Raw genomic sequence first — 20,738 nt, 5'->3', positions numbered from 1 at the left:
TACCTCCAATTAATAATACCCCTGCTAAATTTAAGCAGGGGAGTGGGAACTAATTTTTAACTAATTCATTTACTTTTTCAAGAGTGAAAATGCCGCTATTTCTAATGTTTTCAACAACTTGTTGCAACACTTCTTTATCTTGAACGAGTGCAATACGTACGAAGCCTTCTCCGTGAGGTCCAAATGCATGACCAGGTGTAACAACGACATTCGCACGATCCATTAATGCATAAGCGAAGTCTAGAGAAGTCCATCCTTGTGGAATTTCAGCCCAGACAAACATACTACCAGCTGGCTTATCGACATTCCAGCCAAATGTTCGGAATCCATCGACTAAAGTATCTCTCCGTTCTTGATAAATATCGCGGTTTTTCTCACAAAATACAGCGCCATTTCTTAGTGCTGCAGATGCCGCTTTTTGAATTGGTAAAAATACACCGTAATCGGTATTAGATTTAAATTGAGTAAGTGCACGAACAATTTCTTCGTTTCCAATCATATATCCAATACGGCTACCTGCTAAACTATAACTTTTTGACAAAGAATTGATTTCTACACCAACTTCTTTAGCACCATGTACAGAGAGGAAGCTAATTGGCTTATTACCATCGAAATAAAATTCAGCATAAGCAAAATCATGGACAACGATAATATTATGCTTTTTCGCGAATGCGATTACTTCTTTAAAGAAATCTTCATGAGCCATTGCTGGAACGGGATTCCCTGGGAAGTTTAAAATCATCATCTTCGCTTGATCGGCAATTTCTTCAGGGATGACTCCTAAGTCTGGTAAGAAATCATTCTCTTTCTTTAAAGGCATGTAGTAAGATGTTGCACCAGCCATTTGAATACCTGTTTCATAAGCTGTATATCCTGGATCAGGAACTAATATAATATCACCTGGATTTGCATAAACCATAGGTAAATGAACGAGCCCGTCTTGTGAACCCATTAATAATAAAACTTCTTTATCCGCATTTAATAAAACGTTATGAGTGTTGTTGTAATATTCAGTTACAGCTTCGTGAAATTCTTGAATACCTGATAATGTATACCCGTAGCTCTCTTTCTCACTCGCTGTATGTACCATTGTTTCTCTTACAAAATCAGCGGGCGGCATATCAGGATTTCCGATGCTCAAATCAATCATGTTATGACCTGCTGCAATTTTTTCTTTTTTATAGGCTCCTAATTCACTAAATATAGAAGATTGGAATGCTTTCATTCTAGTTGCTAACGTGTAAGTCATCAAAACCCCTCCTAAAACAGTGCTTTCATTCTGCGTTTTTAATTATTCTGAAAACACATGTTTATATTTTATCATTTTTTTATGAAAATTAAAACGATTGACAAATTTAGAGGAAGGATTAGCCTATTTTGAAAAGTATCGATGTAAATAGCGTAGACGTGTTAATTGAAATGTCTATTATAGGATTCATTTTATATAACTTAAGTTATTTTATAGTTTTTATTAAGTATTTGTGGAAGATTTCTAAAGTGAAATAACGCAGAAAATATTTTCTGCGTTTCCTCTGAAATGTAATCATTTCTTTTTATACGTGCATAATTTTTCAGCTGTCAAAAAGTATACATTTAATGTACCGTCGGCAACTTTTAAAGTTTGCTCTGATGTAAATGAATTACCATAATCAATGTGATATACATTAGAATTTTTGACAAATGAGCCTTTATATAAATCGTCTTTATTCTTTGTGGTTTGCATTTCTACTAAATTTTGCACAATTTCCTCTTTATTTTCTTTTTTGACAACTGTTTCAAATTTATAATATACAGGGCATTCACCATTTTTATTGTCAACGACTTCCCAAGAACCGTATATATCGTTATTGCTGCATCCACTAAGTAGGATGATTAGTATAGGAATTGTAAGTAGAACCTTTTTCATTTTGTGCTCCTTTCTTTTAAATTTGAATAAACGTGCGAATACGATAGGGATATTATAATAAATAAAGTTTAAATTTTTTTAAAGAATTATTTAATTTCATATAAAAATTTAGGAGAAATTAAATAAGCATGAATCTAGTGTAAAGTCAGATTCATGCTAGTACTATAGCCTATGTTATGTCTTTTTTGAGGATATATAAAGAGGAAAGCAGAAGCACTATTCCATTTATTATATATACGCTTGCGATCATAAAGGCTAACGTACCTGCGCCAAATCCTGCTTTATCGAATATAGAAGCAAATGTTGCGATAGTCAAAAAGATAATGGGAGTCAGTAGTAAAAATATGAAACCTGCCACGATTCTTTTTTTAAAACTATGTCCAGATAAGGAAATGGCTAAAAAGTTTAGGATGCTAAACAGAGCAATTGCAAAGAGCAGGACAATAAATACTTGGATGCCATCAGACATTTTACCACTCCTTTTATAAAGAGTACTCTTTATAATCTATTCGAAATAAAAGAGGGCTACTCCTTTAGATAATTTCAATAAACGTAATAAATAGGCGTATTATAAAACAAAGAAGTATGGATTCAATATTATATCCATACTTCTTTGTTTATTTTATAAATTCGCAGATTGCGAATGCTGTTTTTCATAATGTTTCTGCTTAGAAAGGGAAATAGAAATAATCAATAATGAAACGACTCCGAAGATGAGAACCATATATTGTAACCCAATTGTATCTAAGAAGAACCCTGTGCCAAGTAAGACGATTTGGAACATAACCCTCTCAAACATATTACGGAATGAGAAGAGGCGACCGTGATAACTTTTTTCAACTTTCGTTTGGAAAATTGTCGACATAATAGGGAAGAAGCAGCCAACGCTAAACCCAAACAAACCAAATGATGTAAGAGCCATCCATTTTATATCGCTAAAGAACAATGAAAGGTGTGCAAAAGCAGTACAAACTGCGAAGAAATATAGTAATTTTTCAGGTTTGAAATGATCAGATAGACGTTTAATTACGAAGGCACCTAACATAAATGCGACACCTTCAATTGTATATATGAACCCTTTAATCGTAGGATCATGTTGCATTTCGCTAATGTTAATAACCATTAAATTAAACCCAGCTATAAATAATAGAGGGATAATACTTAATATAAGTGCTGTAAAAGCAATAGGAATTCCTTTTAAAATACGAAATACTTCCATAAAGCTATTATCTTTTGCAGCTTGTTTACTTGGTGTTGTTGATTTCTTGTCTTCGAATTGTAGGAAGAAAGTCGAGAGGAATAATAAGGCGTATGCTGCCATTGAGAAGGCATACATGTACTGTAAACTCATCACAACTAAAAGAATTCCACCTAGTGAAGTACCTGCAATACGAGCGATTGTACCAACATTCATATGTACACCATTCATTTGTAATAACTCATGCTCACGTACGATGAGTGGAATTACAGATTGTAATGCAGGGAAATAAAATGCTGCTGAAATTTGAAGAGCAACCATAAATGCAATCATAAATGCGATACTTTCAAATTGAATAGCAAAAAACATGAAAATAACACTTAAAACTCGACCAAACCCAGCGTAAAGAAGAACTTTTTTCTTTTCATACTGATCGATGACACGGCCAGCCATAGGTCCAACTAGAACACCGGCTAATAGTCCGATAAATAATATAACTGATTTCATGAAATCAGAAGGGACATATTTTTGCATAAATTCAAGGTTGCCAAGAATACCAAGCCATAATCCTAGACCTGCAATAAACTCCCCAATTAAAACAATCCAAACGTTTTTATTACGCCACATAACATAAAACCTCTCCGTCTTTTAAAATGAAAAACTCGTATATAAAACCTCCTTATTTATGTAGTATTTTTATACGAACTTTTTTAGAGTCAGAGTCTATATTACGTGTTTCATAATTGGATTTCAATCTTTTTGATTTGTCAAAAATTTGATGCGTTAATTGATGAAATAAGTGAATTAAAACATAAAAAATTTATGATTAAAGCTAATAGAAAGTAAGGGTACATATAAAAAAGCAAGAACGTATAACTACGCCTCGCTTTTCTCAAGTACAAAATTAAATATTAGATTCACTTAGCAACATTTACGCTCTTGTCCAATAGCTAAAGCGCTAAAAGATAGTGGGCCAACAACTTCTGCGCTTGCACCACTAGTAAGGTTTTCTACAGTTAATGAATATTCGTGTGTTCCACTGCTAACGTTTTGATCTATAGCTTGAAATGTTTGTACGTAGAATTGTTCAGAATCTGTAGATTCAATACCTACTTGTGCATTAAAAATTTCAATATTATCACGGAAAATTCGGAATAAAACTTGTGAAGTCTCAGTTATACCTTCTACACCAATTGTAGCGATTAATTCTACTCGATTATTACGTGAATCTCTACTTGAAATTCGCAATTTCAAATTTGCTAAAATTGCTTTATTTGGAGAAGCTGGGATTGCAAAAGTTGTTTCACCAGTTTTACTTATAGGCTGAGTAGCTTGGTAATCAATGATATGAGTCATATTCTTCACCTCCTCATATACTAGAATATGAAAATAGTGAATAATTAGTTTGGACAAATACTAGATTATTTAATAGAGTCAACAATAATTATTGAAAAGAAGAAATTCACATAAAAGCATTAAGAATATATCACAATAAGATGATATTTTTCTTAATGCTTTTTGTAATTAAGCAGAATATTCTTCTTTACGTACTTCAAAAAATTCATTACGTCGTAAGTAATTATAAATTTTCTCTGAAACCTCTTCTTCTTCAGACACTAAGAAACGATGATCAAAAGCGTAGAAAGATTGACCTTTAATTAATTTTACGTAATACATATTAAACGCCTCCTGACACTAGATTATTACTTGCTTCATATTATGATGGCCTATATGTCTGCTAAAAATACTTGGAGTTTCAAAGGGGATAAGTAAAGGGATGAAAGAGCTTACAATTCTGTAAGGTTTATGTCACCTTTTTCGATAGTTTGTATTTACCAGTTTCTTCTATAATGCAAATAGGTTACATAAAATAAGGGGGTAAAAAGATGGATGAAATAATTGGAGAAGTTGTAGCTGGTATTTGTGAATTTGTAGTGGAAGTAACAGCGGATGCTATAGGAAATTTAGTTTCTGGAAATGATGAGGAAAAAGAAACATTATAATAATTTGTAAAAGAATAAAGTTGATCAAATTATAAAGGCTGATTTCTAAAGGGAAATCAGCTTTTTTATTTTTTACATTATATTAATTTAATTTGAATATTCATTTGTTATCATATTTAAGAAGCCTATATAAGGAGGTGAATAAACAAATATGTCGAATTCAGGGCCTGATTTATCTGTTTCTCGTTTGATTGTGGTAAATATAGAGGAAAAAGAATATCATTTTATTGTTCGTGAACATCCGATTGTAGGGAAATTTATATCGCTATTTGAAAATGGGAAAGAATACGGTTTAATAGATAAACAAATCGCTAATAAAGATAAATTTATTACAGCGGAGCTTACTAAGTTAGATTATTTTAATATAGATGTTTTATATCTTACACCTGGGTGGATATGGATTGGTATGGATCAATTTGGTTTACATGCTCGTGAGGCTACTTATAACGAAGTAGATGTTATTATGAAGTTGAAAGAGGATTTATATTATATAGATATATACGAAGAAATAAAAATGTAGTAAATATTTATTCAGGTTAGGGGGGAAGTTCCCATAGTCTTTTTTTTGTTTAATAATAAAGTGAAAAATTATATTATTTTAATGAAAGGTAAATATGATAAGAAGTGAGATGAAAAGAGGATTTGAAAATACATTAAGAGAATTGTAGTAATTATATGAGTCGTATATGTAAATAACAATAGAAAGAAGATGATAATATGAGTAAAGAAGAGCTTGTGAAAAAACAGTTTGGCAGCAATGCAGATAAATATGTAAATAGTAAAATACATGCTAAAGGACTGGATTTACAATATGTAGTTCAACAAGTTGAGTCTCGTCATAATAATCGTCTTCTTGATGTTGCTACTGGTGGCGGGCATGTGGCAAATATGTTAGCACCTATGTTTGAAGAAGTAGTTGCACTTGATTTAACAGAACAGATGTTAGAAAAAGCAAAAGTTTTTATAAAGCAGAATGGTCATGAAAATGTATCTTTTGTAGCAGGAAATGCAGAGAATTTACCATTTGCAGACCATTTTTTTGATACAATTACATGCCGGATTGCAGCCCATCATTTTACGAATCCGGCTCAATTTATTTATGAAGTAAATCGTACGTTGGAGGATAATGGATTATTCATCTTAATAGATAATGTTTCGCCAGAAAATAATGAATATGATACATTTTATAATTTTATAGAAAAGAAGCGGGACCCAAGTCATGAACGAGCTCTAAAAAAGACAGAATGGCTTACTTTATTAGAAAAAAACGGTTTGCAAATGCAGTCATGTCTTACTTTTGATAAGAAGTTTGATTTTGACTGGTGGTGTAATATGATGGATGTCCCTGTACAAAAGCGTGAAAAATTAACAGAATGTATGATGAAAGCACCAAACGAAATGAAGGAATATTTTAATATTCAACTTAAAAATAATAAAGTAGATTCGTTCTATACTGAAATGGCTATGTTTATATGTAAAAAAAGTACAACATTAAAAAGATAAATGTGTTGCAGTCTTTCTGAAGTACGATATACTTAGTACAGAGAAACTGTGAATTGAGGAATAGTTATTATGATTCGTGTACGCATTGAAGGTACTGAGGAAGAAATGCTTGAATTTATGGGGAAAATGCCAGACATTCCTGGATTTGAAAAGACACATATGAGAGAGCCAAGAAAAGGAAATAACCCGAAATACGATTCAAGTAAAAATGTACTAGCATATTTGTCTTATAAAAAGATTGAAGTCGCCAATAAATAGGCGGCTTTTTTAGTTTGCACTGTTTCACCGCCTTGTCTTTTTCACATAATAATGATAGTAGATTATGCTGAAGAGGGGTGAGAATAGTTAATAAGAAAATCATCTTTTTTGGAGACTTTGGTATTGATGACGCCGTAGCGTTAATTTATGCAAATAAAACATGTAAATTAGATATTCTAGGTATTGTTGCAGAGTACGGGAATGTATCACGAGATATCGTTACGGAAAATGTTTATTTTTTAGAAAGGTACTATGCTACACAAGTGAAAATTATTGAAGGTGCGAGTAGGCCGATGACAGCTGAAGAACCTTTGTTTTTCCCTGAAATCCATGGGGATCATGGTTTAGGTCCTATTATTCCACCTGAAATGAGAATTTGTAAACGAGAAAATTTTTGTGAATTAATCAAATTAATCGAACCTTGTCCAGAAGATATTATAATTGTGGCGACAGGAAGACTAACGACGCTTGCTACGTTATTTTTATTGTATCCAAATATAATGGATCGTATTTGTTCGTATTATATAATGGGCGGCGCTTTCCTATTTCCAGGTAATGTTACACCAGTATCTGAAGCGAATTTTTATGGTGATCCAATTGCAGCAAATATTGTTATGAAATATGCGAAAAACGCTACTATATACCCGTTAAATGTAACACAGGGTGCGCTTATTACGCCTGAAATGGCCAATATAATAGATAAACAAGGAACTGGACAGGCGAAACTCATTAAACCAATGATTGATTTTTATTATGAGAATTTTTATAAAAAAGAATATCCAGGTATTGGTGGAAGTCCCATACACGATTTACTACCGTTTGTCTCGTTTATAAACGATAGTATTTTCGAATATAAAAAATCGGCAGTGTGGATTAGTACGACAAATGATGTGACTAGGGGCCAAAGTGTAGCTGACTTTAGAAAAATAGCTGAACCAACAAGGTTTGATGATCGGCCGATTCAGAGAATTGCTGTTGGTTTTAACTATCCTGCTTTTAAAGAAGAGTTTATGCGAACAATATTGAAGCCAGATTGTCCTTAATGTGTGTAATAACAAGTCGGATAAATCGTTAGTTCGAAAAATAGTTTATCGGTGTGTATTATTCTCAAAAATCTTATAGTTGAGCAGCATGAATAACTTATGAAAAATGTCACATAACTAATGGTAAGCAATTGTTTCTAATTATATTTTGATTGGTTAAATATAAAGGAGGTTATTATATGATCTGGTCTTTAATCGTTGGTGGTTTATTAGGATGGTTTGCAAGCTTAATTACTGGAAGGGATGTACCAGGTGGTGTAATTGGTAATATTATTGCTGGTATTATCGGTTCTTGGATTGGTACGAAATTACTTGGTAGTTTCGGTCCTGTAATAGGCGGATTTGCAATCATTCCTGCTTTAATTGGTGCGGTTATTTTGATCTTCATTGTGAGTTTTTTACTAAGAGCAATGCGGAAATGAATGTAGCAGGACTGTTTACATTTGTAAGCAGTCCTTTTTATATGTTATGCTAGTATTATACAATCAGGAGGTGTCAGCATTGAAATCATTTACAGTAAATTTCCATCAAGAAGATAATGCAAAAGCGACAACAGTACATAAATTAAGTGAAGAGGACTTCAATAAAGCAACTGAAAAAGGTACTCGTCATTTATTTGATTTAGATACAAACGTTGGCTTCTTCGTATTCTTTGATGCAGAAGATGCAGAAGGAAATGATCAATACTTAATGTTACAATATGAAGGAGATCATGAAGAACCAACTGCGTGTTATGGATTTGATTTAAAACTATACTATCAATTTTTAGCACTATACTTAAATGATCTGGAATACCAAGGTGAAACAGATGAGGAAGAGGAAGAATATGGTCCAATTCATCATTTAGCTCACTTACTTTATCATATTGTTGAAGACGGTAAGTCAATCGAAGTGTAATATACATATTTAAAGCTGTCCTTTTGGGCAGCTTTTTTATATGACATTGAAATGGTGTACTTTGAGCTAAATAAAGTGAAGCTTTAATCAGTGGGTGGTTCATCCCCACTGATTATTAGCCCTACCAATCGGGCTTTTACGGGCAGCCCTTACCCCCATCTAACTTCTTTGCTTCGAAGTGGGGATCTTACTGCCCGGCAAATAGCGGGATAAATTAATAATAGAAATTTATTTATTAAGTAGGATTATTTATTACTTTCATGTTAGTATCGTAAAACACCTGTTATAATGATTGTAATTAAATTCATGGAGGCTAATTCTATGCTTGTAGATGTAAAAGCTTTTATTAAAGCTGCAGGTTTAACATGTATTTCATCATTAAGTGGAGATAATACATTTGCTTATAATTTTGAAACTGTAAAAAGCACTATCGCTACATTTTTTAAGAAACTAAGATTTACCGTTTAATTTCATTTCAACCAGTAGGAAAAGAGTAATCACTTCCTACTGGTTTTTTTCTGTTTCAAGGAGCTGTTGTGACGGCATATTTTCAGCTATAGATAGAGGATATTATCATTGAGAAGAGAAGGTTTAAATAAGGAGATGAATACAGTGATTAACAATATAATTCCAAGTTTTTTGAAATTATGGGAAAGTGACGATTTAGAATTAGAACTCCTTAATCGCTACTTTACTTCGCATTCAGAGATATTTGAAGAATACTTTAAGTATCATTGTCCTAAAACGAAAGAACGTCTTTCTAATGCCATTAAACAATATCCCGCAAAAATAGAAGATATTCGTATTATTGCAGAATCATTACCAATCATTATTCAAGAGGTAACAAATGAATATCGTAATAAATATAACTTTGATGTAAATATGAAATTCCATGTATTCGTTGGAGGATTTGGTTCAAATGCATTTGTAGAAAGGGAAATCATTGGAGACATATTTTTTGCGGCAGAAAAATTATCTCCAGATTTGAATCATCTTCGTGTTATTGCTGCTCACGAAATAGGTCATATATATCATAATGTTATGCTACAAAATACTGGAATGGATTGGACTAGGGCTGAATGGACCGATGCGTCGGTAAGTTTGTATCGTGAAGGTGTTGCAACTTATTTATCAAAAAAAATCGTTAAAGATTTAAATGAGTCTGTTTACTACTCATATAATAGTGACGGTGATCCATGGCTACAATATTATAAAGAAAATGAAGAGAAAATAAAGAAACGTTTTTTACAAGATTATGTTGAAGGATGGACAGATGAAAAAGAGAAAGAATGGTTCCGTTTATCAGGAGGTAGTTACTTCGGATATAACAGACTTGGTTACTTTTTAGGAACAGCTTTTGTAACATATTTTGTACAAGCCTTTGGAGAGAATGAAGCACTGACTTTTTGGAACAAACATAATTTGAAAAGTAGTGTAATGGGTTGGTTATCGAAATGAATAAGATGCAATAGGGGGGTAAAATGATGAAAGGGTATTTGAAAATAGTTATGTTGTTTTTGGCTATAGCATGTATGTTTGCGCTAGCAGCATGTAATGGGACAGACGAAAAAAAGGAAACAAATCCAACCTTGGAAAATAATAAAAATGAGCAAAGCAATTCTTCAGAAGAACAGAAAAATCCTGAAGCAAAACCAAGTAATGAAAAAACAACAAAACCATCACCTGAGCCAGATTCGAAAAATAGAACACTTAATCAAAAATCAATTAACCACGTTAAAGATTTGTTTGAACTAGCAAAAGAAGGAAAGGTACCTAATGTGCCATTTGGAGCCCATACAGGGGATATTGAAGAAATTGAAAAAGCGTGGGGGCAAGCAAATAAAACCGAATATGCAGGGAATGGTATGTACGCAACTTTTACAAATAAAAATGTTGTTTTCGGATTTAATAAAGGGTCACAAGTTTTTGATGTACGCTCATATCATGCAGAACTAAAATTGATTACATTACAAGAAATTGAAAAAGCATTGGGAAAACCATCTTCAGTTAAAGAGAATGGTGAAGATAAAATATATGTATACAAAGTAAATAACCAGTATGAGCTGAAATTTGTCATTCCAAAATCGACTGGTAAGGTAGATCATATTTCTGTATTTTCACCAGAGGATAGTATTAATAAAATGGCAGGATAAGAAATTAAGTGATTTCAAAAACACCTCACTTTATTGAAGTGAGGTGTTTTTAGTTGTAAATAAGGAACGTCTCCTGCCATATAAAACATACTTTCATATGCGAAATACTTCACTTTTGTTTTTTAATATTCATCCAATAAGAAATATTGATCTACTGAAAAAGTAGTAACCTATAAATTATGTGTAGGCTGGTTCATAATTTTTTTACGTTCTAAATTTTGAACAAACAGTGCTTGAACAATACCTCCAATTAATAAGAAACTAGCACAAATATAAAACAGCATACTTCCATTTAATTTACTTAATAAAACTGCACCAATAACAGGTCCACACGTTCGAGATATATCCCAGTGTATACCGTAAATTGAAAAATATAAACCACGTTTATCATGAGGTGCAATTTCTGAAACGAATCGCAATAAATGGTTTAGAGCAATACTTTCTCCAATGACTAAAAAGAGTAAGGTGAAGAATAACGACAATATCGTCGTTGAATAACTAAAGCCAACTGCAGCTATCGTATAGCAGGCGTAAGAAATAAGGATGATTTTCGCCATAGAAAATCGTTCAGACCATTTTACGAGGAAGATTTGTAGAATGATTTCCAAAATGGCTTTGCATGTTGAAATAAATGCGAGTATGAATACGAGATTAGGAAATACATGTTCTGCAAAAATACGATAATTCGTCTCAGTTTGTGCATAAAAAAAGCTAATAGGAAGTGTAGAAAACATAAGACCGAATATGGCGTAATGTTTAAAAACAAATTGCTTTGGTGAACTTGCCTCAATTGTTTGTTTCGTCTTACTTATAGTCGGAACGGTTTCTGGGAGCTGGGTCCAAACAACAACGGCATATATCGTAAGGGTTACACTTTGCACGATAAATAAATATTCTGGGTGAGTATTATAAAAACTTGCACCGATTAAAGGGCCGATTACGGATCCAACTGCTCCCATCGTTTGTAGGAGAGCAAAAATTTCTGCTTGCTGCTCTTTTTTTGTTAAATCAGCAATTTGTGCACGTTGAGCCGGAATATATAAGGAACGGCCAATGCCATTAATGACATATAACAGTGCAAATATAAAAACGGATTGAGCGAAAACGAAACTACCGATTGCAACACTTTGTAGCAATAAGCCGAGTAACATAATCTTTTTCCGGCCATATTTATCAGTAATTCCTCCAGCAATAAGTGTAAATAAAATGTCTGAAAGTGGCTGTAATCCGAAAATCAGCATAGTTATTATTACATTGCCGTTTAACATTTTATTAACGTAAATAATCATAATGATAGCTAGCATAGATTCAGTCGTTCGGGTTAATAATTCACCACACAGTCTAATAAAAATAGGTTTATTGTAACGAAGTAAGAGATAATTCAATATTAATTCCTCCTTTCTATATTGAAATGATAAGATGAAAGAAGAATTGGAAAAAGGGTAGAAACAATAGGGAGTATTTTTCACCTTTTAGGGGGATTATGATGTTTATTTTAGATCAATATATTGAACTATGGATTGCTTATGGAAAAGGGAAAAAAGAGGGAGAACGATTGGAAGTAACAGTGCAAAATATATCTGAAACATTATTTTGTACAGAGCGTAATAGTAAATTAATTATAAAAAAATTAGATGAGTTAAATTGGATCAAGTGGTTTCCAGGTCGCGGCAGGGGAAATCGTTCCAAGTTAATATTTCAAAAGCACCCGATGTCTTTAATTTTAGATAGAGGAAAAGAAATAACGAAAAAAGGGGATGTGAAAAGCGGAAGCATATTTGTGGAACGCTATAGCTCACATTTTCCGTCAGTAAAGGGAGAATATCACTGCTGGGTAGATTCAATATTTGGTCATAAGATTGAAATGACATCTGAAGGGAGAAGAGATGTACTCCGGTTGCAAGTACAAATGAATTTAGATATCACATTAGATCCTGTATACGCTACAATGCGTTCAGAATGTCATATGGTAAAACATATATTCGACACACTCGTGTATGTAGACGGTAATACAAACATTATAGAGCCAAGACTTGCATTTCACTGGGAATATAATGACGCTGAAAAAATATGGACGTTTTATTTACGAAAAGGAGTTCACTTTCATAATGGAAAACAACTTACTGCACATGATGTTATATACTCATTGAATCGATTTATGAATCTGGAAAATAATGCACACGCATGGATGTTACAACACGTTGAAAGTATCCGTTCAGTGGATGACTACGTTGTCGAAATTCAATTACAAACGGAAAATAAAATGTTTTTACATATGATAAGTGCAGAACAGTGTTCTATCGTGAGTGAAGATGAAGCAGGAGAGCTAATTGGAACAGGGTCTTTTCAATTATATAAAAGTAATGAAAATCTGTTCATTTTAGAAGGTCATCCTTTATATTTTCGTGAAAGACCTTTTTTAGATCGTGTTGAGTTGTGGAATGTAGAACAAGGTGTAAGTACATACGATATTTTAGTAAAGGCGCAGTATAAAGATAAAGAAAAACATAATAAAGAATTGTCTCGGCTTGAGTCGAACGTGACATATATAACATGTAATCTTACGAAAGAAGGACCAATGCAAGATGAGTTATTTCGGAAAGCGTTATATAAAATCATTCATGGTTATACAATCGTTCAAGAACTCGGCGGAGAACGTGGAGAAGTGGCAAAGAAACTAATATTAGCAGGTGAAAGCATTGTAGAGATTGAGGAAGATGTAGAAAGTTTAATTAAAAGGAGTACTTATCATAATGAAGTGCTACAGCTCTACACATTTACAGGACGAGATCATGTTGAAGATGCACAATGGATACAAAAAGAGTGTGCGAAGTACGGGATTCGTGTAGAAAATAATTTTCTTGATATAGAAGAGCTATTGGAAGTAAGTACGATACAAAAGGCTGATATGATGCATGATAGTGCCACAATAAGCGAACGAATAGAAGATAGTCTATTATATATGTTTCTTACAAAAAATAGTTTTATTCATGGACAAAGCAACATGGACTTTTATGAAAAGTTGTCTATTTATTTTAAACAAGAAGAATTAGAGAAAAGAGTTACATTGTTACGCGATATTGAGGATACTTTGTTACGTCAAATTCATATTATTCCTTTGTATCGTAATAAACAAGAGGTAAGTACACATGAAAAAGTCCAAAATATAATGATTAATTCACAAGGTTGGATTGATTTTTATAATATTTGGTTTAAATCTTGATATATAAGGGCTTTTGCGCATTTTCATAAGATGTGTAAGAGCCTTTTTTGTATGTAGGAATAGGTTTGTTTTACACATTGTTACGCTACTTGTGATAAAAGTCTATTTACAGCGTAACAGTGTTATGTTACATTGTTATCAGGAAGGAGTGTTATACAGTTGAGTACAGATTTGATTTCAAAAAAAGATTTATTAGAACTAACTGGCATTTCATATGGACAGTTATATAGGTGGAAAAGAAAAAATTTAATACCGGAAGATTGGTTTGTACGAAAGTCAACATTCACGGGTCAAGAGACATTTTTTCCGAAAGAAAAGATATTAGAGCGTATTGATAAAATCCAAACGATGAAAGAGGATTTATCACTTGATGAACTAGCGAATATGTTTTCACCGAGTGTGAGAGAAATTCTTTTAACAAAGGAAGACATTTTACGTAAGGGGATTGCATCAGAACCAGTTTTACAATTTTTCATAGAACAAACGAATAAAACAGCAGAGTTTCAATTTGTAGATATTCTTTATGTGTACATGTTAGAAGAATTATTACAATCGGGAGATATTAGTTTAGAAGAAGGAAAAATGGTCTTGCAAGTTTTACGTGAAAATTATGAAGCAATTAAACATAAAAATTGTGATTTAATCATTGTACGAAAGTTAGGGATTTCTACATGTTTATTAGTTTCAAACGTGGAAGATTTAATTTTTGAAAAAGGCACTAAAATCGTTTTACGCGAAGCGATTATGAAATATACCGAAGCATTAAAAACGAAATTGTTGTAGTGGAGGAGAAAGTATGCGTACAGATAATTTGATTATAAATGGTTACGGTTCATCGAATGGTGGCGAGTTTCATAAAGTGCAACTAAACGGAAAAGGTACTGTGAATGGAAATGTTGAATGTGACCAATTTGAATGTAACGGTTACGGTGCCGTTACTGGAAATTTGAAAAGTAGCAATGCAAGAATTAGTGGATCAGGTAAAATCGACGGTACAGTTCATGCTGAAACGATGCGAATTGATGGAAAAGCAACAATTACGCAAGATGTGAAGGCAAACAGTTTGAAAATTGCAGGAAAAGGTACGGTAGGTGGAAATGTCACTGGTGAAGAATTTAAAGTCAATGGTCAAGCGACAATTGATGGTAATTGTGAAGTGGATACGTTTTCTTCAGAAGGACAATTTACAATTGGTGGATTACTAAGCGCTGATGAAATAAATATTAATATTCACGGTACATGTCGAGCGAAAGAAATTGGTGGTCAAACGATTAAAGTAAAACATAGACTAAGTACTTTTAGTAGGCTGTTTAAATCAGTATTTGGTATGCAATTAGAGGCTGAACTATTAGAAGGTGACAATATCGATATTGATTATGCTCACATAAGAACGGTAAGAGGAAATAATGTTACGGTAGGACCGAACTGTGAGATTGAACTGATCGAATATACGGGTGTTCTTACTGTTGATAAAAGCGCAAATGTAAAAGAAATGAAGCAGATTTAATGGAAGGGAGAAAATGATATGGAACATCAACATAGTCTTACTGTTAATGGTTCTGGTAGTTCAGCAGGCGGAGATTATAATAAAGTGAAGATTCGCGGTGAAGGAACGATTTCTAATGACATGAGCTGTAATGAATTTAAAACGTACGGCACGAGTGAAGTGTGCGGTAATATGAAAGTGAAAAGTTATGTCGTGTATGGAGATAGTGAAGTACAAGGAAATGTAGATGCGGAATATGTAAAAGTATACGGAAATACACAAATGCATAGTGATGCTCATATTGAAAAAATAAAAGTAAGAGGTATGATAGAAGTTAAGGGGAAATTAACTGGTGATTTCGTAGATGTGAAAGGCGCTTTAAATGTAAAAGGAGATATTGAAGTTGAAGAACTGTCACTAACTGGTGGCCTTGAAAGTGATGGATTACTTAATGCCGAAAATATTGAAATTTCACTTCGTTATGAAGGTAGCAAAGTAAGAGAAATTGGCGGTAAGAAGATTACCGTTCGTAAAAAAGCGAGATTTATTCCATTTACAAATCATGCTGGAAGCCTCCAAACGTCTATCATTGAAGGAGATGAGATTTATTTAGAGCATACGATTGCTGAAGTAGTAAGGGGAAATAATGTTACAATTGGTCCCGGATGTGAAATTAGTGTTGTAGAATATCATACTAGTTTTAATCAAAAAGGTAATGCAGTCGTAAAGGAACATAAACAAATATAAGTAGTACGAGGGAGAGCAAGGTTATGGTTGAAAAGAATAATAAGCTCGGCTTTGTTGTAGCGGGCTTATTGCTAGGTATTTTAATGGCATCAATGGATAATACCATTGTCGTAACAGCGATGGGAACAATCGTTGGTGATTTAGGAGGCCTTGAAAACTTTGTATGGGTCGTTTCTGCCTATATGGTCGCAGAAATGGCAGGTATGCCGATATTCGGAAAACTATCAGATATGTATGGTAGAAAGAGGTTCTTTATTTTCGGTTTAATCGTCTTTATGATTGGTTCGGCGCTTTGTGGTACTGCTGAAAATATTACACAGTTAGGGATTTATCGTGCCATTCAAGGTATTGGCGGCGGGGCATTAGTGCCGATCGCGTTTACTATCGTTTTTGATATTTTCCCTCCTGAAAAGCGCGGGAAAATGGGTGGTTTATTCGGAGCAGTATTTGGTTTATCGAGTATTTTTGGTCCGTTGCTTGGTGCGTATATTACAGATTACATAAGCTGGCACTGGGTATTTTATATTAACTTACCGCTTGGCGTTTTAGCACTTATTTTTATTACATTCTTTTATAAAGAGTCACGAGTTCATAGAAAGCAAAAAATTGATTGGTTTGGCGCAATTACTTTAGTTGGTGCAGTAGTTTCTTTAATGTTTGCGCTTGAACTTGGCGGACAAAAGTATGATTGGGATTCTAACTTTATTTTAAGTTTATTTGGTGGATTCGTTATTTTAATTATTGCATTCATTTTTATTGAACGTAAAGTAGAAGAACCGATCATTTCATTTGAGATGTTTAAACAACGTTTGTTCGGAATGAGTACAATTATTGCTTTATGTTACGGAGCTGCATTTATGTCAGCAACTGTATACATTCCATTATTCATTCAAGGTGTATACGGTGGCACTGCAACAAACTCAGGATTATTACTTTTACCAATGATGTTAGGCTCAGTCGTAACAGCGCAGTTAGGTGGTTTTTTAACGACAAAGCTTAGCTACCGAAACATTATGATCATTTCTGCGGTTATTATGCTAATTGGACTATTTTTATTAAGCACATTAACGCCAGAAACAAGTCGTGCATTATTAACAGTGTATATGATCATTATCGGATTTGGAGTCGGTTTCTCATTCTCTGTACTAAGTATGGCAGCTATTCACAACTTCGGTATGGAACAGCGCGGATCTGCGACTTCGACGAGTAATTTCATTCGTTCATTAGGTATGACACTTGGTATTACAATCTTCGGAATGATTCAAAGAACAGGTTTCCAAGATCAATTAGAAGAAGCATTTAAAGGTATGAGCGGGGGAATGAATACAAACACATTAGGGGATTCAAGAGCCATTTTATCAGAATCGGCAAGATCTCAAATCCCTCCGCAAATATTAGATAAGATTATTGATGCTCTTTCTAGTTCAATTGTTCAAACGTTCATGTGGGCATTGGTACCAGCTGGATTAGCATTCATATTCATTTTCTTTATGGGAAATGAGCGCATGGTAATTAAGAAACAACAAAAGAATAAAAAGAGCGAAACATCAAAAGCGTAATGAAAAAGCTCCTTTCCAATTGGAAAGGAGCTTTTTCATATGTATGGTGTTAGATTAGCCTTCGATAATTTCGTATTCTTCGTCTGCAAGTAATAAAATTTGTGTTTTCTTACCTTTGTTTTGAACTTCGATTACATCGTATGCACCTAAGTCTCTTACTTTGCTTTGAGAAGCGTTAACCATAACTTCCATAGAATCAATTAAGATATCTTCTTCAATGTATGATTCAGGCAATGCCATATCTTCAGTTTCTAATACACATGCGTATAGATTTTGTAAGTTTTCAGCAGTTGGGTTTTGTTCCTCAACATCAATGATGTTTTTTACTGCTTCCATATTTTCTTCTTTTACTTGGTATACTTTAATTTTAGCCATTGTTTTAATCTCCTTTATAACGTAATCGTAGAGGCTACACTTCATTATAACGTTTTTTTCATGAAAGATGAAATTGTTATATGTATTTATAGTAAAAATTATGTGTTATTACTCATTATTGGTGTAATTCCCTTACTAATATTATGAATAGGTAACGATATTCCTACGTTAAAGTTATATTGTCCAAGCTTTTTTGTTTTCCTTTCATATATATGTATTAGCTATTCTATATAAAGAAGGGATGGAGTGTAAGTGGATTGTGAGCCGAAACGTGATTGTGGATGTTGCCAAAATAGTATATGTGAATTTTTACAAAGTCTAGAACCGTATACTAAAGTTGAAAGTATTGTAATAGCAGGAAACGAAATCGTTGTATCCTATTTTCTTTCGTTTAATGTGATGAAAGGGATTGTATCATTTGTACAAGAAGACAGTGAGGTTATATTTGTAGATTGCTCAAAAATTGATGCAATCCGAATAGGAAAAGTTTGTAGTTGCAAATCGAAAGTTAAATATATTGAAGAGGACTTTAGCTTGCTAGGAAATGTGTGCCCGCAATGTTTAACAGAGGAGAGCACAATCTTTTTCGATTTTCATGATCCAGAATTAAATTTATCTTTACAAGCGAAAACAATTGATGCACCTATATGTACTGAATTTACAGATGAACTTGGGAATATAGTAAAGCAAGTTGCAATCGTAGGTGAAGCAATTGTTTCTAAGGATTTTGTTCAAGTACCTGAACTGTTAGATTTTCGATTAGTTTTATCGGATACTGCTGCGAACCCTTTGAAGTTTGGAATACTATTCATTAATTTTCCTGATATTACATTCATTATTCTTTTCGCATCTAGTGGATACTTAAACATTTCAAATTGTTTAAAAGTAGAGAGTGGAACTGGTAATATCGAAATAGAAGAGCTGAAAAAAATGATAAAGGATGACGATAACACGTACAAATCGGTTGTTAAATTGACTAAGGTATATAAGAACGGTGAGACGGAATCTTTTATTTCTAAGAAGGGGTTATAACGCATTTTTTGATAAATCCTCATACATTATGTTGAGGGTTTATACATACACGATGTATATTCTAAAGTTTAAAAAGTGAGATACTCTTTTTTTATTAGATGTTATAATAATTTTATATTTGTGAATAATTTATAATTATATAAAATTTTAGTTTAATAGGTGTTTGCTTATATGGTAAGTGGTTTATTGAAAAATTATATATATTGAATCTTAAATATTTAGAATACGATTGATTTTAAAGAAGGCGGGAATGTAAATGATATATGAAGCGAATATACGTACAAGAAAAAAACTAGTTTCTATGTTTGATGATTTCAATAACGTTGTTTTACTTTCTTATTTACAAGGACATATGGGTACTGCTTGGGTAAATGATCTTGAAAATCCAACAGTAGCACAAGTTACGGTAGGAATTTTCACATTTTACGCTGGAGACCCAAATGTGCAAGAAACAGAAGAGTTATTACGTAATATTCCAGAAAGAATTTTAGTTATCGTAAATAGTGAAGAGTGGAAACAACGCCTAGAAACATTCCATGAAAGAAAAATAGATAAGTTTTTACGTTATAAATTCAAACGAAATCCAGAAGTTTTTAATCGTTCAAAATTACAATCTTTTATATCAACACTTCCAAAAGGATATGAGTTAAAAAGAATAGATGAGCATATCGCAAATAGCCCTACATTACATAAGATCTCCGAAGATTTTACAAGTCAATTTCAGTCGGTAGAAGATTATATAAACCGTGGTATAGGTTATAGCATTTTATATAACGGAGAAGTTGTATGCGGTGCATCCTCGTATAGTATTTATAATGATGGAATTGAAATTGAAGTTGCGACTGATCACAATCATAGAAGAAAAGGTTTGGCAACTGTAGTTAGTGCAGTTCTTATATTGGATTGCTTAGAAAATGGAAAGTATCCAAACTGGGACGCAGCGAATACTACATCTGCTAACCTAGCAGAAAAGTTAGGATATGTTTTTGATAAAGCGTATGATACTTATTTTGTGGATAATAGATGAGTGAAGGAATTACATACTAAAAAATAAATGCGCCCTAGTACGTAAGTCTAGGGCGCATTTATTAGTTGGTAAATATCTTCATAACAATCTTATCACATTTTATCTTTTGAATGTTTGGAATTAAAGATATTTATGTGACTTTTTGAAAAAATAAAAGAGCAGCTAGCAAAAGCTTACTGCTCCTCTCCAAGGGAGAATGGAGAAATACAATCATGTTACCTATAGTATTGACGGAACATTAAGTTTTAATCAGCCATTTATAAAAGGAGAGATAAAATATCTTTAATTAATCCTTAGGTTCCGATTAGGAGTACTAATAGAAAAACGA

The 20,738-nt window shown here is 33.0% G+C and carries 24 protein-coding genes; 16 read left to right on the top strand and 8 right to left on the bottom strand.

What is annotated here, in order from left to right; translation table 11 throughout:
* Positions 1-49 precede the first annotated feature (49 nt).
* The 6 genes from AC1Q8L_RS16510 to AC1Q8L_RS16485 form a co-directional block, all read right to left on the bottom strand.
* Entirely contained in the window at positions 50-1,249 is a 1,200-nt protein-coding gene (locus AC1Q8L_RS16510; RefSeq protein WP_000222704.1) for an LL-diaminopimelate aminotransferase, read from the bottom strand.
* A gap of 294 nt (positions 1,250-1,543) precedes the next feature.
* Positions 1,544-1,906 (bottom strand): hypothetical protein, encoded by a 363-nt coding sequence (locus AC1Q8L_RS16505; RefSeq protein ID WP_000757024.1) that lies wholly within the window; start codon positions 1,904-1,906, stop codon positions 1,544-1,546.
* Between the two features lie 169 nt (positions 1,907-2,075).
* Positions 2,076-2,375: a hypothetical protein gene (locus AC1Q8L_RS16500; RefSeq protein WP_001279472.1), complete on the bottom strand. Its 300-nt coding sequence runs from the start codon at positions 2,373-2,375 to the stop codon at positions 2,076-2,078.
* 153 nt (positions 2,376-2,528) lie between these two features.
* Complete coding sequence (locus AC1Q8L_RS16495) at positions 2,529-3,731, bottom strand: MFS transporter (RefSeq protein WP_000269261.1); 1,203 nt, start codon at positions 3,729-3,731, stop codon at positions 2,529-2,531.
* 294 nt (positions 3,732-4,025) lie between these two features.
* A complete protein-coding gene (gene exsC / locus AC1Q8L_RS16490) occupies positions 4,026-4,460 on the bottom strand; it encodes an exosporium protein ExsC (RefSeq protein ID WP_000148797.1) in 435 nt (144 codons plus the stop codon).
* Positions 4,461-4,628: 168 nt separating this feature from the next.
* Positions 4,629-4,781, bottom strand: a complete 153-nt coding sequence (locus AC1Q8L_RS16485; protein WP_000291905.1) for a YqbF domain-containing protein — start codon at positions 4,779-4,781, stop codon at positions 4,629-4,631.
* 477 nt (positions 4,782-5,258) lie between these two features.
* Between AC1Q8L_RS16485 and AC1Q8L_RS16480 the strand changes: the two genes are divergently transcribed.
* From AC1Q8L_RS16480 to AC1Q8L_RS16440, 9 genes are all read left to right on the top strand, one after another.
* Positions 5,259-5,627, top strand: a complete 369-nt coding sequence (locus tag AC1Q8L_RS16480) for a hypothetical protein (protein ID WP_000071476.1) — start codon at positions 5,259-5,261, stop codon at positions 5,625-5,627.
* 197 nt (positions 5,628-5,824) lie between these two features.
* Positions 5,825-6,610, top strand: coding sequence for a class I SAM-dependent methyltransferase (locus AC1Q8L_RS16475; RefSeq protein WP_000031302.1), 786 nt, complete (start codon positions 5,825-5,827; stop codon positions 6,608-6,610).
* A gap of 69 nt (positions 6,611-6,679) precedes the next feature.
* A complete protein-coding gene (locus tag AC1Q8L_RS16470; protein ID WP_000621885.1) occupies positions 6,680-6,868 on the top strand; it encodes a DUF3970 family protein in 189 nt (62 codons plus the stop codon).
* A gap of 77 nt (positions 6,869-6,945) precedes the next feature.
* On the top strand, positions 6,946-7,911 hold the full coding sequence (locus AC1Q8L_RS16465; protein WP_001223685.1) for a nucleoside hydrolase: 966 nt from the start codon (positions 6,946-6,948) through the stop codon (positions 7,909-7,911).
* A 179-nt stretch (positions 7,912-8,090) separates the two neighbouring features.
* Positions 8,091-8,333, top strand: a complete 243-nt coding sequence (locus AC1Q8L_RS16460) for a GlsB/YeaQ/YmgE family stress response membrane protein (RefSeq protein WP_000638310.1) — start codon at positions 8,091-8,093, stop codon at positions 8,331-8,333.
* A gap of 79 nt (positions 8,334-8,412) precedes the next feature.
* A complete protein-coding gene (locus AC1Q8L_RS16455) occupies positions 8,413-8,808 on the top strand; it encodes a hypothetical protein (protein WP_000834885.1) in 396 nt (131 codons plus the stop codon).
* A 321-nt stretch (positions 8,809-9,129) separates the two neighbouring features.
* The gene (locus AC1Q8L_RS16450) at positions 9,130-9,276 is read left to right on the top strand and encodes a hypothetical protein (protein ID WP_000959551.1); all 147 of its coding nucleotides are present in this window, start codon (positions 9,130-9,132) and stop codon (positions 9,274-9,276) included.
* A gap of 135 nt (positions 9,277-9,411) precedes the next feature.
* Positions 9,412-10,266 (top strand): aminopeptidase, encoded by an 855-nt coding sequence (locus AC1Q8L_RS16445; protein ID WP_033657520.1) that lies wholly within the window; start codon positions 9,412-9,414, stop codon positions 10,264-10,266.
* Positions 10,267-10,289: 23 nt separating this feature from the next.
* The gene (locus tag AC1Q8L_RS16440; RefSeq protein WP_002094054.1) at positions 10,290-10,961 is read left to right on the top strand and encodes a YjgB family protein; all 672 of its coding nucleotides are present in this window, start codon (positions 10,290-10,292) and stop codon (positions 10,959-10,961) included.
* 170 nt (positions 10,962-11,131) lie between these two features.
* Here the strand turns inward: AC1Q8L_RS16440 and AC1Q8L_RS16435 are convergent, their stop codons facing one another.
* Positions 11,132-12,346 carry an MDR family MFS transporter gene (locus AC1Q8L_RS16435; RefSeq protein ID WP_001108450.1) on the bottom strand — a complete coding sequence of 405 codons (1,215 nt, stop codon included), beginning with the start codon at positions 12,344-12,346 and terminating at the stop codon, positions 11,132-11,134.
* Positions 12,347-12,447: 101 nt separating this feature from the next.
* Here AC1Q8L_RS16435 and AC1Q8L_RS16430 point away from each other — a divergent pair, with 101 nt between their 5' ends.
* From AC1Q8L_RS16430 to AC1Q8L_RS16410, 5 genes are all read left to right on the top strand, one after another.
* Positions 12,448-14,184 (top strand): ABC transporter substrate-binding protein, encoded by a 1,737-nt coding sequence (locus AC1Q8L_RS16430; RefSeq protein WP_000470196.1) that lies wholly within the window; start codon positions 12,448-12,450, stop codon positions 14,182-14,184.
* Positions 14,185-14,343: 159 nt separating this feature from the next.
* Positions 14,344-14,967, top strand: coding sequence for a YhbD family protein (locus AC1Q8L_RS16425; protein WP_000102245.1), 624 nt, complete (start codon positions 14,344-14,346; stop codon positions 14,965-14,967).
* Positions 14,968-14,980: 13 nt separating this feature from the next.
* Positions 14,981-15,691 carry a bactofilin family protein gene (locus tag AC1Q8L_RS16420; protein ID WP_001258371.1) on the top strand — a complete coding sequence of 237 codons (711 nt, stop codon included), beginning with the start codon at positions 14,981-14,983 and terminating at the stop codon, positions 15,689-15,691.
* Positions 15,692-15,709: 18 nt separating this feature from the next.
* Positions 15,710-16,417, top strand: a complete 708-nt coding sequence (locus tag AC1Q8L_RS16415; RefSeq protein WP_000401031.1) for a polymer-forming cytoskeletal protein — start codon at positions 15,710-15,712, stop codon at positions 16,415-16,417.
* A 23-nt stretch (positions 16,418-16,440) separates the two neighbouring features.
* Positions 16,441-17,976 (top strand): MDR family MFS transporter, encoded by a 1,536-nt coding sequence (locus AC1Q8L_RS16410; protein WP_000229635.1) that lies wholly within the window; start codon positions 16,441-16,443, stop codon positions 17,974-17,976.
* A gap of 54 nt (positions 17,977-18,030) precedes the next feature.
* Here the strand turns inward: AC1Q8L_RS16410 and AC1Q8L_RS16405 are convergent, their stop codons facing one another.
* Positions 18,031-18,351 carry a hypothetical protein gene (locus tag AC1Q8L_RS16405; RefSeq protein ID WP_001062742.1) on the bottom strand — a complete coding sequence of 107 codons (321 nt, stop codon included), beginning with the start codon at positions 18,349-18,351 and terminating at the stop codon, positions 18,031-18,033.
* Positions 18,352-18,603: 252 nt separating this feature from the next.
* Here AC1Q8L_RS16405 and AC1Q8L_RS16400 point away from each other — a divergent pair, with 252 nt between their 5' ends.
* Positions 18,604-19,383, top strand: coding sequence for a BC_2878 family exosporium-associated protein (locus AC1Q8L_RS16400; protein WP_086387413.1), 780 nt, complete (start codon positions 18,604-18,606; stop codon positions 19,381-19,383).
* 256 nt (positions 19,384-19,639) lie between these two features.
* Positions 19,640-20,410: a GNAT family N-acetyltransferase gene (locus tag AC1Q8L_RS16395; protein WP_086387412.1), complete on the top strand. Its 771-nt coding sequence runs from the start codon at positions 19,640-19,642 to the stop codon at positions 20,408-20,410.
* The last annotated feature ends 328 nt before the right edge of the window (positions 20,411-20,738 follow it).

This window comes from Bacillus sp. GW823-FHT06A11 (assembly GCF_058795355.1).
This window is presented reverse-complemented; position numbering and strand designations above follow the sequence as displayed.